This is a genomic window from Methylobacterium sp. Leaf466 (assembly GCF_001425565.1).
Taxonomy (GTDB): Bacteria; Pseudomonadota; Alphaproteobacteria; order Rhizobiales; family Beijerinckiaceae; genus Methylobacterium.
Genome location: NZ_LMRC01000034.1, coordinates 179,094 through 195,148, shown reverse-complemented (window position 1 = coordinate 195,148; position 16,055 = coordinate 179,094). Strand labels below are relative to the sequence as shown.

The 16,055-nt window shown below is 67.8% G+C and carries 11 protein-coding genes and 3 pseudogenes; 4 read left to right on the top strand and 10 right to left on the bottom strand.

Going from position 1 to position 16,055, the window contains the following annotated elements; translation table 11 throughout:
- The first annotated feature begins 158 nt into the window (after positions 1 to 158).
- The 3 genes from ASG59_RS17065 to ASG59_RS17055 all read left to right on the top strand — a co-directional run bounded on the left by ASG59_RS17065 (position 159) and on the right by ASG59_RS17055 (position 3,327).
- Entirely contained in the window at positions 159 to 1,340 is a 1,182-nt protein-coding gene (locus ASG59_RS17065; protein WP_055886914.1) for an acetyl-CoA C-acetyltransferase, read from the top strand.
- A gap of 190 nt (positions 1,341 to 1,530) precedes the next feature.
- Positions 1,531 to 2,259: an acetoacetyl-CoA reductase gene (gene phbB, locus ASG59_RS17060; RefSeq protein ID WP_055886917.1), complete on the top strand. Its 729-nt coding sequence runs from the start codon at positions 1,531 to 1,533 to the stop codon at positions 2,257 to 2,259.
- Positions 2,260 to 2,409: 150 nt separating this feature from the next.
- Positions 2,410 to 3,327, top strand: a complete 918-nt coding sequence (locus ASG59_RS17055) for an EamA family transporter (RefSeq protein ID WP_056410273.1) — start codon at positions 2,410 to 2,412, stop codon at positions 3,325 to 3,327.
- Here ASG59_RS17055 and ASG59_RS17050 read toward each other — a convergent pair.
- The 3 genes from ASG59_RS17050 to ASG59_RS17040 are packed head-to-tail and all read right to left on the bottom strand — an operon-like array spanning position 3,269 to position 4,844.
- Positions 3,269 to 3,709, bottom strand: coding sequence for a cupin domain-containing protein (locus tag ASG59_RS17050; RefSeq protein ID WP_056410272.1), 441 nt, complete (start codon positions 3,707 to 3,709; stop codon positions 3,269 to 3,271). The genes ASG59_RS17055 and ASG59_RS17050 overlap by 59 nt on opposite strands.
- Before the next feature lie 14 nt (positions 3,710 to 3,723).
- The gene (locus ASG59_RS17045) at positions 3,724 to 4,455 is read right to left on the bottom strand and encodes a hypothetical protein (RefSeq protein WP_244475741.1); all 732 of its coding nucleotides are present in this window, start codon (positions 4,453 to 4,455) and stop codon (positions 3,724 to 3,726) included.
- Positions 4,452 to 4,844: a hypothetical protein gene (locus ASG59_RS17040; protein ID WP_156648443.1), complete on the bottom strand. Its 393-nt coding sequence runs from the start codon at positions 4,842 to 4,844 to the stop codon at positions 4,452 to 4,454. Before ASG59_RS17040 ends, ASG59_RS17045 begins: the two co-directional genes overlap by 4 nt.
- 128 nt (positions 4,845 to 4,972) lie before the next feature.
- Between ASG59_RS17040 and ASG59_RS17035 the strand changes: the two genes are divergently transcribed.
- Positions 4,973 to 7,861 (top strand): phosphoenolpyruvate carboxylase, encoded by a 2,889-nt coding sequence (locus ASG59_RS17035; RefSeq protein ID WP_056410270.1) that lies wholly within the window; start codon positions 4,973 to 4,975, stop codon positions 7,859 to 7,861.
- Between the two features lie 433 nt (positions 7,862 to 8,294).
- Here ASG59_RS17035 and ASG59_RS17030 read toward each other — a convergent pair.
- From ASG59_RS17030 to xoxF5, 7 genes and pseudogenes are all read right to left on the bottom strand, one after another.
- A pseudogene (locus tag ASG59_RS17030) lies at positions 8,295 to 9,544 on the bottom strand (HlyD family secretion protein).
- A gap of 3 nt (positions 9,545 to 9,547) precedes the next feature.
- The gene (locus tag ASG59_RS17025) at positions 9,548 to 10,015 is read right to left on the bottom strand and encodes a hypothetical protein (protein WP_056410268.1); all 468 of its coding nucleotides are present in this window, start codon (positions 10,013 to 10,015) and stop codon (positions 9,548 to 9,550) included.
- 369 nt (positions 10,016 to 10,384) lie between these two features.
- Positions 10,385 to 11,261, bottom strand: a pseudogene (locus tag ASG59_RS20990) (IS110 family transposase); the annotation flags it as partial.
- Positions 11,241 to 11,555: pseudogene (locus ASG59_RS20825) on the bottom strand (transposase); the annotation flags it as partial. The pseudogenes ASG59_RS20990 and ASG59_RS20825, both read right to left, overlap by 21 nt.
- Positions 11,556 to 11,993: 438 nt before the next feature.
- Positions 11,994 to 12,839, bottom strand: coding sequence for a rare earth element methanol dehydrogenase accessory protein XoxJ (xoxJ, locus tag ASG59_RS17010; RefSeq protein ID WP_056410261.1), 846 nt, complete (start codon positions 12,837 to 12,839; stop codon positions 11,994 to 11,996).
- Positions 12,839 to 13,465, bottom strand: a complete 627-nt coding sequence (locus tag ASG59_RS17005; RefSeq protein WP_056285755.1) for a c-type cytochrome, methanol metabolism-related — start codon at positions 13,463 to 13,465, stop codon at positions 12,839 to 12,841. The genes xoxJ and ASG59_RS17005 overlap by 1 nt, the downstream gene beginning before the upstream one ends.
- Before the next feature lie 122 nt (positions 13,466 to 13,587).
- Complete coding sequence (gene xoxF5 / locus ASG59_RS17000) at positions 13,588 to 15,390, bottom strand: lanthanide-dependent methanol dehydrogenase XoxF5 (protein WP_055889148.1); 1,803 nt, start codon at positions 15,388 to 15,390, stop codon at positions 13,588 to 13,590.
- Positions 15,391 to 16,055: the final 665 nt, after the last annotated feature.

The following is a 16,055-nucleotide window of genomic DNA, read 5'->3' as shown; positions in this document are numbered from 1 at the left end:
AGTGGCGAACCGACAAAAGAGTCGACAACGACGACTGCTGGTAGGTGCAGGCGCTTGACTTCAACAGGTCGAGGCCTTTCATCCGAGGAGACGGCACAAGCGCGCACGCCCTCGACGGCGGCCAGGCATTGCCGACAGGCATCGAGGAGACACGCACCATGGCAGCAGAAGACATCGTCATCGTCGGCGCGGCGCGCACCGCCGTCGGCTCGTTCGGCGGGGCCTTCAACACGGTCCCGGCCCACGACCTCGGCGCCGTGGCGATCAAGGCGGCCCTGGAGCGGGCCGGCGTCTCCCCCGACGACGTGGACGAGGTCATCTTCGGCCAGGTCCTCACCGCCGGCGCGGGCCAGAACCCCGCCCGCCAGGCCGCCATCAAGGCCGGCATCCCCGAGAAGGCCACGGCCTGGGGCCTCAACCAGGTGTGCGGCTCAGGGCTTCGCACCGTCGCCATCGGCATGCAGCAGATCGCCAACGGCGACGCCACCGTCATCGTGGCCGGCGGCCAGGAGTCGATGTCGCTCTCCCCCCACGCGCAGTACCTGCGCGGCGGCCAGAAGATGGGCGACGTCAAGCTCGTCGACACCATGATCAAGGACGGCCTGTGGGACGCCTTCAACGGCTACCACATGGGCACCACCGCCGAGAACGTGGCCCAGGCCTTCCAGCTCACCCGCGAGCAGCAGGACGCGTTCGCGACGGCCTCGCAGAACAAGGCCGAGGCCGCCCGCAAGGAAGGCCGCTTCAAGGACGAGATCGTCCCCGTCACGGTGCCGGGCCGCAAGGGCGACACCATCGTCGACACCGACGAGTACATCCGTGACGGCGCCACCGTCGAGGCCATGGCCAAGCTGAAGCCGGCCTTCTCGAAGGACGGCACCGTCACCGCCGCCAACGCGTCTGGCCTCAACGACGGCGCGGCCGCCATCGTGCTGATGTCGGCCTCGGAAGCCGAGCGCCGGGGCATCACGCCGCTGGCCCGCATCGTCTCCTGGGCCACCGCCGGCGTCGACCCCAAGGTGATGGGCACCGGCCCGATCCCCGCCTCCCGCAAGGCGCTGGACAAGGCCGGCTGGAAGGCGTCCGACCTCGACCTGATCGAGGCCAACGAGGCCTTCGCCGCCCAGGCGCTCGCCGTGAACAAGGACATGGGCTGGGACACCGACAAAGTGAACGTCAACGGCGGCGCCATCGCCATCGGCCACCCCATCGGTGCCTCCGGCGCCCGCGTCCTCGTCACCCTGCTGCACGAGCTCAAGCGCCGCGACGGCAAGAAGGGCCTCGCCACCCTCTGCATCGGTGGCGGCATGGGTGTCGCCATGTGCATCGAGCGGGTCTGAGCCACCCGCCAAGGCCACCCGCCAAGGCCACCCGCCAAGTCGCGGCGCCGGTTCGGGAATTCTTGACGGCGCCGCAAATTTAAATGGGTCGCGTGACGGCTGCCTCGCCAGCTAAAGCCCCACGCGACACCGGCTTTCATCAGACTGCCAACTTCATAAACCTGCCAAGAAACAACAATCGGAGGATATCATGGCTCAGGAACGCGTCGCCCTCGTCACGGGTGGAACGCGCGGCATCGGCGCCGCGATCTCGAACGGCCTCAAGGCCAAGGGCTACAAGGTCGCCGCCAACTACGGCGGCAACGACGAGGCGGCCGCCGCCTTCAAGGCCGAGACCGGCATCCCGGTGTTCAAGTTCGACGTCGGCGACGCCGCCGCCTGCGAGGCCGGCATCAAACAGGTGGAGGCCGAGGTCGGCCCCATCGACGTGCTGGTCAACAACGCCGGCATCACCCGCGACGGCGCCTTCCACAAGATGACCTTCGACAAGTGGCAGGCGGTCATCAAGACCAACCTCGACTCGATGTTCACCTGCACCCGCCCCGTCATCGAGGGCATGCGCACGCGCGGGTTCGGCCGCATCATCCTGATCTCGTCGATCAACGGCCAGAAGGGCCAGGCCGGCCAGACCAACTACTCGGCCGCCAAGGCCGGCGTCATCGGCTTCGCCAAGGCGCTCGCCCAGGAAAGCGCCTCCAAGGGCATCACCGTCAACGTGATCGCGCCGGGCTACATCGCCACCGACATGGTGATGGCGGTGCCGGAGGACATCCGCAACAAGATCATCGCCACGATCCCGGTCGGCCGTCTCGGCGAAGCCGAGGAGATCGCCCGCGCGGTGGAATACCTCGCCGCCGAGGACTCGGGCTTCATCACCGGCTCGACCCTGACCATCAACGGCGCGCAGTACATCGCGTGATCGCGCAGTGCGGGGCGGCCTCGCCGCCTCACACCCTGACAGGATGACAGGACATCGAAGGCTGTGGAACGAGGGCGCCACCGCGGCGGTCATCGGCATCGTCGATGACACCGCGCCGTCGTTCCGGGGCGCCGGCGTAGTCGGCCACGGATGACCTCCGCCTCCGCCACCCTCGTCGGCTCGGGTGCGATCCTGCTGTGGTCGCTGCTGGCCCTGTTCACGGCCGCATCGGGCGATGTCCCCCCGTTCCAGCTCGCGGCGATGACCTTCGCCATCGGCGGGCTCCTCGGTTGCGCCAGCTGGCTCGTGCGGCCGTCCGGGCTGAAGGCCCTGGTGCAGCCCTGGCCGGTCTGGCTACTCGGGGTCGGCGGCCTGTTCGGCTATCACGCCCTCTATTTCACCGCCCTGCGGCTGGCCCCGCCGGCCGAGGCGGGGCTGCTCAACTACCTGTGGCCGCTCCTCATCGTCCTGTTCTCGGCCGGACTGCCCGGCGAGGCGGGCCTCCGCCGTGGTCATGTGGTCGGCGCCCTCCTCGGGCTTTCGGGGGTGGCCGCCCTTTTCGCCGGGCGGGGCGACCTGCAGTTTCCGGCCGGCGCCCTGCCGGGCTATGCCGCCTCCTTCGCCTGCGCCTTCGTCTGGGCCGGATATTCGGTGCTGTCGCGCCGGTTCGGGGCCGTTCCCACAGATGCGGTGGCCGGGTTCTGCCTCGCGACCGCGGCCTTGAGCCTCGCCTGCCACCTGGCCTTGGAGCGCACGGTGTGGCCGGCGGGTGCGGGACAATGGGCGGCGCTCGTCGCCCTCGGGCTCGGGCCCGTAGGCGCAGCCTTCTACCTGTGGGACGTCGGCATGAAGCGGGGCGACATCCGGCTTCTGGGCGTCTGCTCCTACGCCGCGCCGGTCCTGTCGACGCTGATCCTCGTGGCCACCGGATATGCCGATGCGACGCCGGCGCTGGGCCTCGCCTGCCTCCTCATCGTCGCCGGCGCCGTCGTGGCGGCGCGGGCCGCCGTCACCCCCGCGGCGTCGGGCGCCAGTCCGGCGGGGCCATCTCGAACCCCTCGAAGGTGAAGGCCGGGGCGACGGTGCAGCTCACCAGGGTCCAGGCGCCGAGACTCGTCGCGGTCTGCCAATGGCCCTTGGGCACCACGATCTGCGGATGCTGGCCGCGGGCGAGGTCGGGACCGAGGTGGCGCGCCTCGGCGTCATGGCCGTTGGGGCTCACCGTGATCACCATCGGCGCGCCCGCGTGCCAGAACCAGATCTCGGCGGCATCGACCCGGTGCCAGGCCGATGTCTCGCCGACATCGAGCAGGTAGTAGATCGCGCTGCCCACCGCGCGTCCCCCCACGGTCTCGGCATCGCGAAACGTCTCGCGGTAATGGCCGCCCTCGGGATGCGGCGCGAGGCCGAGCCGGGCGATCACCTCGGCGGCGGCGAGCGTTGACGTCATGGCCTTGGTCGCTCCTATGGATTGCCGGGGATCGCCCCTTGCGGGATCTGCAAGCCCTTGGGTGCCGTGGCCTCGCCCTCGGGCTTCGCCCGACGCGGCTTCGGGGGGGATTTCGACGCGGGCTTGGCCGCGACCGGATCGGCCTTCACGGCGGGCGCCTCGGCGCAGTCCTTGAACGGCAGGCGGGCGACCGTCTCGCCGGCCTCGGAGACGACGACGAAGGCATCCGGCAGGAGCGGCAGCACCTCGTCCCAGCGGATCGCGGCGCCCAGACGCGCCTCCAGCGAGGCCGGCGTGCCGCCCCGGCGCAGGGCGGCGAGATCGGGGCCGTAGGCGGTCGCCGCCCGGTCGCCGACCACCACCTGCAGCACCCGCGTCGCGTCCGGGGTCAGCGGCCGCAGCGGGTTGTCCACCGAGACGACGCCCGAGCGCGTCACCCACACCGCCGCGCCGGTATCGGCCGTGTAGCGGGCGGATTTTCCTTCGCACAGCACCGTGAGGTTGGGCGGGGCCGCCGGTTCCGGCATGGGCTGGGCCGCCATCGGCGTCGCGGGTTCGGCCGGCACGGGAGCCGGCTTCGCCGCCGCCGGCTTGCGCCGCGGCTTCTTGGGCACGGGCGTATCCTGGCCGGGCGCCTCGGGCTGTGTCGCCGGCTCGCCATCCTGCGCCGGCACCGGAGCCGGCCGAGCGAGCACGAATCCCCCGACGAGGACCGCGAGGGCGGCCGTCCGTATCCGATCGATCATCGCTCGGCGTCGTCCCGGCGTCGCGGCGCCTCGGCCCGCCGGGAGGCCGCGATCTGCAGCTGCGACTCGATCGGCTCGAGGTCGAGCACGGCGCCGCTGCGCCGGTCGATCGGGCTCGGCAGGGGTGCTTCGATGTCGTCCATCAGCCCGTCGTCGCTGGCCTGTTCGATCCTGTGCTCGTTCGGCAGGCGCAAGGGCGGGCGGCGAGAGCGTGCCGCCATCGCCCCCACCGTCACGCCGGAAATGGCAAGGGCCACGACGGCGACGAGGATCAGAACCGTTTCCATGCCGGGCACAGCGTTACCCCAGGACAGCGTCCGTTGCACGCACGGAACCGCAAGCGGCCGAACCCGACCGCCCGGCGCGCGGCGGAACGGTCCTTGCGTCACGCAGGCCTCGGGTCGGGTCGTCGCCGGGGTCGCCACACGGATGTCGCCGACGCCGTTCCATGGTTCCCGTCGCGTTCCGGCCCCGCTCACCCTATGCGTGGTGACGACGCTCTCTTCCAAGGTTCTCGATGCGCATGCTCGACCGCAGCCCAGCCGCCCCGCACGCCCCCGACGCGCTGGAGCGGGACCTCCTCGCCCTCATCGAGGATTCCCGCGAGCAGGCCAGCGACGATCCCTTCCGCAACCCGGTCCTGGCGGTGACCCTGGCGATCACCCGGATGCTCGACCGGGACGAGATCGGCGAGGCCGACCTCGACGGGTTGTTCGCCCGCCTGCGCGAGCAGTCCCTGGCCGAGCGCGCCGCCCGCCTGCGCGGCTACGTCGGGCTAGACCGCCACGCTTCGGATGCCGGCATGCCGGCCCGGATCGTCGGCGCCGTCCCCAAGGGCGCGAACGATTTCGAGACCCTGCGCGGCCTCGTGGGCCGCACCGCTTTCGCGGTGGTGTTCACGGCCCATCCCACCTTCGGCATGCCCAAGGCCGTGGCCGGCCTGATCGCCAGGGCCGCCTCCGAGCCCGATGCCGGCGCGCGCAGGCCCCTGGTGGCCGAGGCCGCCGCCCTCTCGACCCGGCCCGACGCCAGGATCAGCCTCGACGACGAGTTCGAGCAGGCCTGCATCGCCGCCAACCACGGCCGCGAGGCGCTAGACGCCTTCAACGGCGCGCTGCTCGACGCCGCCCGGGCGCGCTGGCCCGACCGCTGGACCGAACTCGTGCCCAAGCCCTTCGCCATCGCGAGCTGGGTCGGCTGCGACACCGACGGGCGCACCGACATCGGCTGGTGGGACACCCTGCGCTACCGCATCGAATCCAAGCGCATGCAGCTCGACCGGCTGATGCGCGACCTGCCCGACGTGCCGGCCACCAAGGTGGTACGGACCCTGGCCCAGGGCGCGCTGGCCGCCGTCAACCGCCAGCTCGCGGTGGCGCCGCGGCTGGGCACCAAGCCGACCCTGGAGGCGGTCCACCGCTTCGCCCTCGCCCTCATCATCGAGCGCGAACGCGCCCAGACCGATGCCGGACCGATCCTGGCGGGGCTCGCCGGCGCCGTCACCGTGGCCGAGAGCGACGCGGACCGGCGCGCCATCGCGGTGCTGCGCTCGGGCATCGCCGCGCACGGGCTCTCGAACGCCCTGCCCCACTTCCGGCTCAACGCCAGCCAGATCCACAACGCCGTGCGCCGGGTGATCGACCTCGAGGGCGAGCCCACCGACGCCGCCCAGCGCCGGTCGCACCTCGCCACCATCCACGCGCTGCTCAACGACGTGCAGCCGGTCGACGTGGACTTCGGGGCGCTGGCCGCCGAGCGCGCCTCGGCCGCCCGGCTGATGATGACGATCACCCAGATCCTCAAGCACGTCGACGGCACCCACCCGGTGCGCTTCCTCATCGCCGAGACCGAGACCGGCTACACCCTGCTCGCCGCCCTCTGGCTCGCCCGCCACTACGGGATCGCCGACAAGGTCGAGATCACGCCGCTGTTCGAAACGGCGAGCGCACTGGAACAGGGCATCCGCGTCCTCGACGACGCCCTGCGCAATCCCCATTGGCGCCAGTACCTCAAGCGCATCGGGCGGCTGACGGTGCAGTTCGGCTACTCCGATTCCGGCCGCTACGTCGGCCAGCTCGCCGCGAGCTTCTGGATCGAGCGGCTGCGGCTTCGCCTGTCCGAACTCATGGCGCAGAACGATCTCTCCGGCATCGAGCTCGCGATCTTCGACACCCACGGCGAGTCGATCGGCCGGGGCGCACACCCGAGTTCCCTGCGCGACCGCCTCGCCTATCTCGCCCCCGAGGACGCGCGCCGGCGCAACCGGGCCAACGGCATCAGGGTTCGCCTCGAATCGAGCTTCCAGGGGTCGGACGGCTACCTGATGTTCGGCACCCCGCCGCTGGCGCAGGCCACGGTGGAGCGCATCGCCGAGCACGTCTTCGCCCTCGACATCGCCGACGAGGACGCGTTTGCCGACTACGTCCTCAGCGATGCCCCCGACGGCGCCGACGAGACCGACGACCCGATCTACGCCGAGGCCGATTTCGCCACCGAGTTCTTCACGGTGGTGCGCCAGGACATGGAGACCCTCGTCGACGACACCGGCTACGCGGCACTGCTGGGCACCTTCGGCCCCAGCCTCCTCGACCGCACCGGCTCGCGCCCGGTGGCCCGCCAGAGCGACGGCGGCGGGCCGGCCATGATCACGCATCCGCGCCAGATGCGGGCGATCCCCAACAACGCGATCCTGCACCAGCTCGGGTTCCTCGCCAATTCGCTGCACGGCATGGGCCGCGCCGCGGGCCGGGCGCCGGACCTGTTCCGCGACATGCGCCGCGATTCGGTGCGCTTCTCGCGCGCCTTCCGCATGGTTCAGCACGCGGCCGCGGTCAGCGACCTCGACGTGCTGCGCGCCTACATCGACACCCTCGACCCGGCCGTGTGGCTGGAGCGGGCCCGGCGCACGCAGCGCGACGCGCGGCGCGACGAACTCGTGGTGATCGCCACCGCCCTCGACCGCCTCGACCTGGCGCCGAAGCTGCGCCGTCTGTTCGGCCGCCTCACCTGCGACTGGCTGAGCCTGCAGACCGCCGCCCCCGACCTCGGCAAGATGTCGCCGCGCCTGACCCTGCTCCACGCCATCCGCCTCGCCCTGATCCACCGGATCTGGTTCCTCGCCGTCCACATCCCCGGCTTCCGGCCGCAGTCGGGCATCACCCGCGAGGCGCTGATCGAGCGCTTCCTGCGCCTCGACGTGGAGGGCTGCCTCACCCTCCTGGAGGACGTGTTCCCCGTGACGCCCGACCCGACCCTGGGCCTCAACTTCGGTGAGCCCGCCGGCCCGCGCGACGTCGGCACCTACGAGGCCGAGCACACCACCCTGTTCGCGCCCATCGGCCGCTCCTTCGCGCGGGTGCGGGAACTGAGCGGGATGATCCAGCACGAGGTCGGCGCCTTCGGGTGAGCGGTCGCCCCCGGAAGGCCGCCATGCTTTGATCCCTCGCGCCTCGTGCGAGGCGAAACGTCACGAAGAGCAGCGGCTTCCCGTAACGGGCTCAGGCAGGATGAACGGACCCGACCCCGAGGTCCGGACTGCATGAGGAGCCGCGTTTCATGTGATGAAGACCGTTGTCGTCGCTGCCATGACGGCCTTCGTCCTCGGCGTCGTCCCGATGTCGTCCGCCATGGCCTTCGAACGCCGCTCTTCGTCTTTCAAACCCCGTCCCTTGGGGTCGGAACCCTATCACCTCAACCAGGGGAAGGCCCGCTTCAGACCCGTTGCAGAAGGTCGGAAGGTCCGCTTTCCGGCACGCGATGCGACAGAGGTATCCGGTCGGGTCGGATGGAGAACAGACGACCAGTTGGTGACCGACCGGGGGCTTCGGTCCGTTCCTGCGTCAATGTCCGCTCAGCACGAGGGTTTGGATGGGTAGCATCAGCGCCTGGATCCGCAGGATCATGGCGTGCACGATACCGGTGGCATCGACCGCATGGAGGACCAAGCTCCTGGTGGTGCCGAGCTTGCCCGACGCGATCAGATCGTGGTTGCTGGTATAGGCATTGGCGATGCAGCTGCTTCCCGGTGTCACGCCTTCGAGCCCGCCCGTGTAGAGCGGCTCGAGAAACACCGTGATCGTTCCGGGGCGAACCACCTGTTGCGCATCGACGAGTTGCTCGCCGCCACGAAACTGTCCGGCTGCGATGAAGTCCTGCACGCTCGTTACCACCATGGGGATGACGGTCCAGGGTTTCGAGACACAGGTGACCTCGGCCAGCATGCCGACCTTCATCACCTGAGCTTCGATCTGCCCGAACCCCGCCGTAATGGCTTTACGTCCTGCACCGTCGGGGATCAGCACGCCTGCCGGTCGCATGATCGGATTGACGATATCGCCGACCCGCAGGGTGAACTGCTCCACGCGTCCACCGACACCGGCCCGGATGGTGGTCTTCGCAATCTCGACGGCGGCTTGGGCGAGAGCAGCTTCCGCACTGGCTTTCTGGGCGGGGAGAAGGCTGCTGACCTGTGCTTCGGCCGTCTGCTTGGCCGCCGTCGCCGCCGCGACCGAGCCGCGCCGGCCGTTCACGACGTTCTGGAGCCGCTCGATCTCGCGAAACGCGACGATCCCAGCGCCTCGCCGGTTCAGCTCCTGCTTTGTTTCCAGTTCGTCGATGGCCTGCTGCAGGCCGCTCCTCGCCTCCTGAGCCTCGCCTCCTGAGCCTTGCCTTCGGACGCCGCAATCTCGGATCGCGCCGCCACCATGGCCGCCTCGACCTCAGCGATCTTGCGCCGAGCCGCCTCGGCTGCCGCCTCCTGGGTTGCGCTGTCCAGGCGGAAGATGGGTTCGCCCTGCTTGACCTCGCCGCTGATGCTGTTGACGTAGATCTCGGCTACACGTCCGCTCGTCTCCGAGACGATGGGAACGGTCCTGTAGTACAGGGTCGCGCTTTTCGTGGATGGGTGATAATAGAAGATCACCGTGATCAGACCCACGGAAAGCATCAGGCATGAAACGATACCCCACCTCAACTCGAACCAAACCGAGTAGAGCGTGATCTCCCTGCCGAACCGCTTGCCCTGGCCGAAGCGTCGGAAAAGATAGTCCGGCAGGATTGTCAGCACCGAGCACAGCAAGATCTCAAGCATGGATCAGGTCCTCGTTGTGCGTGACGGGACGATCCTCGGGATGGGCCGTGAGACAAGCGGGAGGTCTTCGTCGCCAGCACTGACCGACGCGATGTCCTCTGACACCGCCGCAGCTCCCGTTCCTGGAGGGAGACCCGCGATCCGTTCGAGCGCCCCCGCCATCCGGCTGAGCGTCCCTCCGAAGTTCGGGATGTCGATCAGGGCGAGCAGGAGGCCCATCACCCAGAACAGATGGATATGCGTGAAGAGGGCGAGCAGCCCCAGCACGGCGACGATCTCGAATTGCAGCTTGTGGCTCTTGTGGGCCATCCGTTCGGGCAAGGTGTGCAGGCGCAGGAACAGAAGCCCCGCTGCCATCACCACGACGACGAGGACAACGGCCATGACCGACATGAACACGTCGGTCCCATCTGCCGCTGGCACGAACATCGGTAAATGATGCGGTGCAGCCGGATGAATCGCGTCGGACATGTTGGCCCCCGACAGAAATGGTGACGCAATCGAAACGCGGCTTCGCATAGTTCCACGGCGTATCAAACGCCAGAACCGCCCCCTGGAGGAGCCAAGATACACTCGGGTATTGAATTTGTCGCCCGTATAATTGATTTCCGCCGTTGGATGCTGGTGTTCCGGAGGCGGCGGATTTTTCCCGTCAGCTGCCGATAAGCATCCGACCGGATTGCCGGTTGCATCCGAGGCGCCGCGCAGCCCGACATAAGGGCGATGACCGTCCGGTTACGAGGACCGCTGAGGGTCTGGACTCGATCGGCACCACAAGGCGATTACGCGGCTGATACAGTTCCCGCTTGCATCAAGCGGCGACTGTATTGTCGGTCAAGCCATGAGGTCGCTTTCGGCGAAGGTTTTGTCGTCCTTGACCAGGGCGTTGGCGAGGACGACGAGGCGTCGGCCGGTGGCGACGATGGCGACCTTGGCGGAGCCATGCCGGCCAGGCTGGCCGCCGCCTTGCGGTCGAGCCTGCCGAGTTCGGGCATGTCGGTGATCAGCACGGTGGCGATGCGCCGGCCGATGCCGGGGATCGAGGTGAGGATGGCGCGTTTGCGGGCGAGGACCTGATCGTCGGCGATGCGTTGATCGAGTTCCGCCTCGATGGCGGCGCAGGCGCCCTCCAGGGCCTCGATGACCGCCCGGTGACTGTCGGCCACCAGAGGATCGAGGGCCTGGGCGAGACGCGTCTTCTCCATGGCGATCAGTTCGGTGATCTGGCGSCGGCGGGTCGAGAGCGCCTTGAGCCGGGAGGATCGAGGGCCTGGGCGAGACGCGTCTTCTCCATGGCGATCAGTTCGGTGATCTGGCGSCGGCGGGTCGAGAGCGCCTTGAGCCGGACCTGATCGGGCGTRGGCGCAGGGTGCAGATGCTCGGGCATGCGATGAGCAAAGCGCGCGATGAGCGCGGCGTCCAGCCGGTCGGTCTTGGCGATCAGTCCTTCGGCCGTGCGGAACGCTCGGACCCGGCGCGGATCGACCAGGGCGACCGTGAAGCCGGCCTCGGCCAGGGCCGTCGTGACGGGATGGGCATAAGGGCCGATCGCTTCCAGGGCGACGCGCAGCACGCCGCGCTGGCGCAAGGCGTCGATCAGGCTTTCGATGCCGGCCGGGGTGTTCTCACACCGGAGCGGCTTGGCGGCGGGGTGGAACCCGAGATCGAGGAAATGCTTGCCGACATCGACGCCGGCCGCGATGAGCGCGGCGTCCAGCCGGTCGGTCTTGGCGATCAGTCCTTCGGCCGTGCGGAACGCTCGGACCCGGCGCGGATCGACCAGGGCGACCGTGAAACCGGCCTCCACCAGCGCCATCACCAGGGGCTGGGCATAGGGACCGATCGCCTCCAGGGCGACGCGCAGCACGCCACGCTGGCGCAAGGCGTCGATCAGGCTTTCGATGCCGGCCGGGGTGTTCTCACACCGGAGCGGCTTGGCGGCGGGGTGGAACCCGAGATCGAGGAAATGCTTGCCGACATCGACGCCGGCCACCGGTACGAGGCTGAGCATGGCGGATCCTGTCCTGTACGCGGGCRCCCGCCGGAGCGGAGCCCAACCGACTGTTCGGAGTACGCACACAGGGCGTCCGGGATCGCGCCGATTGACGGTCGCGCCACGATGGCAAAGCACRTCTCATCCCGACAGACCTGGAAACCGTCAGATCGCCGGACGCCCAAGCCGCATCAAACCACGGCCAGCCCTCAGGTACAGGGAACCGTATCACCGAGACGTCTCATCCCGACAGACCTGGAAACCGTCAGATCGCCGGACGCCCAAGCCGCATCAAACCACGGCCAGCCCTCAGGTACAGGGAACCGTATCACCGAGCCCGCGCGGCGCCTGAGCGAAGCCCATGTCTGTACTACGAAGTGATCAACCGGAAATGGCGTGACAGAAAAAAGGCCGGTTCGCGGAACCGGCCTTTCGTCGTCGCCGACCGGACCGGGATTATTTCGAGGGTTCGAGAAGGGTGTTGCCTTCTTCCGCCAGGAGCGGAACCTCGAACTCCCGCAGCACCGCTTCGATATCGGCCCGGCGCTTGCGCAGGACCGCGTTGAGGCTGCGCTTCCAGTCGTTCTCCTCGAGGCGGACGCCCATGGCGATCCGGAAGCTCAGGGGCGGGCGGTCCGGCTCGTTGAGGAGCGGGACCACGTCCATCCCGACGCCGCTCTGCTTGGCGAGCCAGCCGGCGGCAGGCCCCCACAGGACGGCGGCATCGAGCTTCTTCTCCGCGAGGTCGGCTACGATCTCGGCGGACACCGTCTGGTGCTTGCGGCCGGGATCGAGCTGGTAGGGCGCATAGGTCCGCATCTTCCCGATCAGCCCGATCTCGCCCATCCGCGAGACCGGCGGCGTTCCGGCGATCACGCCGATGCTCTTGTCCTTGAGCTTGGGGTCGTCGAGGCGCGTGACGCCGTCATACTCCCCCCGGCGGGTGATCAGCGCATAAGCCGAACGGTAATAGGGGTTGGTGTTCTGAACGCCTTCGGCGCCGGAGGTCGACCCGATGATGAGGTCGCACAGACCGGTACCGAGGGTGTTGCGAACGAACCCTGGTCCCTGCGTCAGCCAGTAGTACCGGACCTTGACCTTGAGCTCGTCGCCGATGATGGCGGCGATCCTGTTCTCGAAACCGTTCTCGCGCCGGTCCGAGAACGGCATGTTGCCCGGATCCCCGCAGACGCGCAGCACGTCCGGCGTCACGAGGTCGGGGAGCGTCTGTGAACGGGCCGGAAGCGCCCCTGCCGTCACCAGCAAGAGCGCGATGGCGTTCCGGAGTGCCGGGCGCATCATCAGCCGCCCAGGCATTCCTTTTCGGCCGCACGGGCAGCCTCGGGCTTCTCTTCCTTGTCGCCCGGACGGATGCGCGGCATCGCGCCGGATGCACGGGCCTTCAGGTACACGTAGAGGTCGTCGGCGTAGCACATGACGTTCTTGTTGTCGCCGAAAGCAGGCATCACGCTCTGGCCGCCCGCGCTCTCGTTCTTCTTGCCACCCGCGATGATACCGACGAACTCCTCGTAGGACAGGCGCTTGAGCGAGTCCTTCAGGGCCGGCGCATAGGTCGAGCCCATGGCATCGGGGCCGTGGCAGACGTGGCATTCGGCATGGTAGCGGCGGTAGCCCGAGTAGGCGTACCAGTCGAACTTCTTGCCGTCGTTGGAGATGTGGTAGGTCGGGGCGCCGTCCTTATCGATGTACTTACCGTCTTCGACCTTGACCGCCTGATACTTGTCGAGAAGCTTCGGGTCCTGCTCACCGGATTTGTCGTTCGGGTCGAGCTGGTTCGCCAGAGCCGCATCGGCGGGCTTCGCATCTTGAGCGTGGACCGACAGTGTCGCGACGGACGCGAGGGCGACAAAGGCCAGGACCGGACGGATTGCTGCTTTGCTCAGGTAGTGCAACGACGTTTCTCCCATCTTGTATATCACATCGGCCAACATGCCGGATGTCACGACCATTCTTGAGGTGATCTAATCATAAAGGTGCCGGCGCGGAAACCCGCGCCGGCACCCTAAGGTTCAACTTGTCGTGCGACCGATTAGTTCGGCAGAGCGAACACGGTGAGCTGACCGCCGAGGTTGGTGTAGTTCGACAGAGCGGCGTAGCCACCCACCGCACCGAGGCCGGCGTTCGGATCGGTCAGACCGGCGGCGAGGCCGATGCCGGCCCATCCACCGACACCCGACAGGATGCCGACGAACTGCTTGCCCTTGTGCTGGTAGGTCATCACGTTACCGATGATGCCCGACGGGGTCTTGAACTTGTAGAGTTCCTTACCCGACTTGGCGTCGACGGCCTTCAGGTAGCCCTCGAGGGTACCGTAGAACACGATGTCACCGGCGGTGGCGAGAGCACCGGACCAGACCGAGAACTGCTCGGCGTTGGACCAGGCGATCTTACCCTTGATGTTGTCCCAGGCGATGAAGTTACCCATGCCGCCATGGCTGCCCGGAGCCGGGTACATGGCAAGCGTGGCACCGACGTAGGGCTGGCCCGGGGTGTAGGTCACCCGGAACGGCTCGTAGTCCATGCAGACGTGGTTGGTGGGGACGTAGAACAGGTTGGTCTTCGGGGAGAACGCAGCAGGCTGCTGGTCCTTGGTGCCGAGAGCGGCGGGGCAGATACCCTTGGAGTTGGTATCTTCACCGTTCTGCTCGGTGGAGTACTTGGCTTGGACGAGCGGACGACCGTAGGTCTTCGAGCCCTTGTCCATGTCGACCTTGGAGGCCCAGTTCACGACCGGATCGAACTTCTCGGCGACGAGGAGCTCGCCGGTGGCGCGATCGAGGGTGTAGCCGAAGCCGTTACGGTCGAAGTGCGTCAGCAGCGGACGGTCCTTACCATCGACCTTCTGGTCGGTGAGGATCATCTCGTTGATGCCGTCGTAATCCCACTCGTCGTGGGGGGTCATCTGGTAGACCCACTTGGTCATGCCGGTGTCGACGTCACGGGCGAAGACGGTCATGGACCACTTGTTGTCGCCGGGACGCTGCTTGGGGTTCCAGGTCGAGGGGTTGCCCGAGCCGTAGTACATGGCGTTCAGCTTGGGGTCGTAGGAGAACCAGCCCCAGGTGCAGCCGCCGCCGGTCTTCCACTGGTCACCTTCCCAGGTGGTGATGGAGGAGTCCTTGCCGACCGGCTTGCCGAGGTGGGTCGTCTTGGCCGGATCGATGATCAGCTGCTCGTCGGTGCCGACCGAGTAACCGCGCCACACCTTCTTGCCGCTCTTGGCGTCGTAGGCGGTGACGTGGCACTGCACGCCGAACTCGCCGCCGGAGATGCCGACGATGATCTTGTCCTTGACGGGCAGGACGGTGGCGGTGTTGGTCTCACCCTTCTTGGGGTCGCCGTTGACGACGGACCAGTTCACCTTGCCGGACTTGGCGTCGAGCGAGACGACGGTGGTGTCGGCCTGGTGCAGGATGATGGCGCCGTCGGCGTAGGCCAGGCCACGGTTGACCGTGTCACAGCACATCACCGGGATGACGCTCGGGTCCTGCTTGGGCTCGTACTTCCAGAGGATCTTGCCGTCCTGATCGAGATCGAGGGCGTACACGATGTTCGGGAAGGGGGTGTGGACGAACATCACGTTGCCCACGACGAGGGGCGAACCCTCGTGACCGCGCAGCACGCCGGTCGAGAACGTCCAGGCCACCTGCAGGTTCTTGACGTTGCCGGCGTTGATCTGGTCGAGCTTCGAATAGCGGGTGTTGGCGTAGTCGACGGTCTGAAGGACCTGCTCGGCCGGGTTGGCCGTGCGCTTCAGGACGTCTTCGTTGGCGAAAGCCGGGGCCGAAGCCATCAGGCCGGCGCCGAGTGCGAGAAGATGGACCGCTCTCATGCATTCCTCCGACAAGTCTTTACAGCCGTCATCCGCTCGCATGAGCGGCATGTCCGGTGCGACCTGCTGTTTGCGACTGGGACTCGATCGCCTCGGTGGCTTCGCCAAACCCTTCCGGCAACGAACCTTTTCGCTGCCTTCCGTCTTTGCCGGCCGGACCCCGCTATCCCTTTGCGGCGCCCCTCAAAACCAAAGCTTGAATGAACTCTAAGAAAAAAACGGGCGGCGTCAACACGCTTCGCCAAAGCTCAGCGGTGCGGCCGGGACAGTGATGGTTGACGGTTTGTCTCGGCGGGCCCGGTCTTCGCCCCGCAAAATCGAATGGTGCAGCGCAAAAAGAAGACGAGGGGCGATAAAGCGATTTATAGCAACGAGCCCTTTGTTCATGCGCTCCTTGCATGTCTCGCGGGTCTCCCTTTGCTCTCCATGCCGTTCAAGGGGCCGAAGGGCCCGTCGCGGTGCGTCTCGACAATCGTTTCGATACCCGCACGGCCGTGGACGGCAGTTGGATGCAACATGTTGCATGATGGCGGCAGTCAATGGGTGACGCGATTCAGGGCGCGCGATCGCGTCCGCGGTCTCGATTTCGCACGATCTGATCGTGTGTGCGCCTTCTCGCCGCAGAACCCGCCGACGAAACCGTGATCGGTCCCGGCCGCGCCGGA